This window comes from uncultured Flavobacterium sp., from assembly GCF_937967675.1.
Lineage (GTDB): Bacteria > Bacteroidota > Bacteroidia > Flavobacteriales > Flavobacteriaceae > Flavobacterium.
This window is the reverse complement of record NZ_CALBSN010000146.1, coordinates 1-1509: the sequence shown is the minus strand read 5'-3', so window position 1 is coordinate 1509 and position 1509 is coordinate 1. Positions and strand designations below refer to the sequence as shown.

The following is a 1509-nucleotide window of genomic DNA, read 5'->3' as shown; positions in this document are numbered from 1 at the left end:
ACTGGTGATGCCGCTGTCCAAGTCATTTTACAAGAATTGGATGTTATATTTGATACCATCAAATTTGAAGGAGGTGTACAGTTTGATGCGTCAGCACATCGAATATAGCGAGACCTTTCCACTTGTTGACTACCACAACTTGCATTTGAATGAAGATAATAACGGATAACACCTGTGGTACTGCCAGAATCCCATATTACAGGTTGTGTTCCGCTTGCATAAGTAACAGTTCCTGTTGCATTAGTAATTGTGATATAATCCGTTGTTACAGAGCTCGAGAACGAATATTGTTTGTTTGCAATTACATTCACATTGCTATACTCGCCTGCATAACTTTGACTGGTTAACGTCTCATAGTTACCACTACAGTTTGGTGTATAGGTATTAGCTGGAAACAATCCATTTGCTGCAGTAGTACATTGCGCAACAGCATTAGGAATGAAATTCAAAAATGCCAATAGGCAGAATAACGTAATTCTTTTTTTCATTTTTTGATTTTGATGATTTGAAGCTTAATTTGATTAAATTTCCATCAAAACTATATGATATGAAGTACTAGACCAATTTATATATTGGACTATTTATAAATAATCAGAAGATTTAATAATTATTATTTACCTGATTAACAAATACTTAATCTGTATTTTCTAATTTTTCAATATAATAATTAGGAGAAAGTCCGGTTTGCTTTTTAAAAACGCGAACAAGTGTATTAGCGTCTTTATAACCTACTTCTTCTGCTATTGCTTGCAAAGTATATTTACGAAAGTAAGGAGCATCTTTCAGCTTTTGAAGTACATAATGAATTCGTAATTCTTGCGTATATTCCGAAAAGGTTTTTTGCATTATCTGATTGAAATATTGGGATAAATAAGCCGTATTAGTATTTAATTTTTTAGCAACAAAAGCTAACTTGAAGTTAGGGTCTAAAAAAGTTTCTTTTTGCTCTAATTTTTTTAAACCTAATGTAATTTTTTCAATCAGTTCCTCATCAATAGTTTGTTTGGGTTGAGCTTCTGGTTTATCAATTTGCAAAATACTAATTTCTGAAGTTTTAGATTCTTTTAGATCTTGAATAATTTTTAAAAATCGATAATGATTTTCTTTCTGATTTTTGTAATAATAATAAAAACTATAAACCACTACAGCAAAAAGAATCAAAATACCAAAAAGTGAAATTTTAAAATAATTCTTAGAAGCAATAAATTTATTAGATTCCTCCTTTATTTTGTTTAAATCGTAGTTGTGAAGAAAATTCAAAGATTTACTTTTTATTCCTTCTATTGATTGTATTAATTCTAAACTTTTTTGGGCGTAGCGATACGCGTTTTTAGCATCATTTTTCTGATTATAACACTGTGTCATAATGTTATAAGTCATTAATAAATTTTCTTTGGAAACCTTAGTGATTTGATAACTTTCAATATATTTACTACAATAAAAAAGTGCCGAATCAACTTGTTTTAAATGATGAAAACAATCGGCCATTCCTAAATCAAACAACTGCTC

The 1509-nt window shown here is 29.7% G+C and carries 1 protein-coding gene and 1 pseudogene; both read right to left on the bottom strand.

Annotated elements, in window-relative coordinates; translation table 11 throughout:
• A pseudogene (locus Q0075_RS09725) lies at window positions 1–488 on the bottom strand (hypothetical protein); the annotation flags it as partial.
• A gap of 145 nt (window positions 489–633) precedes the next feature.
• Window positions 634–1509 (bottom strand): AraC family transcriptional regulator (locus tag Q0075_RS09720; RefSeq protein ID WP_297869336.1); only part of this gene is annotated, 876 nt, incomplete at its 5' end.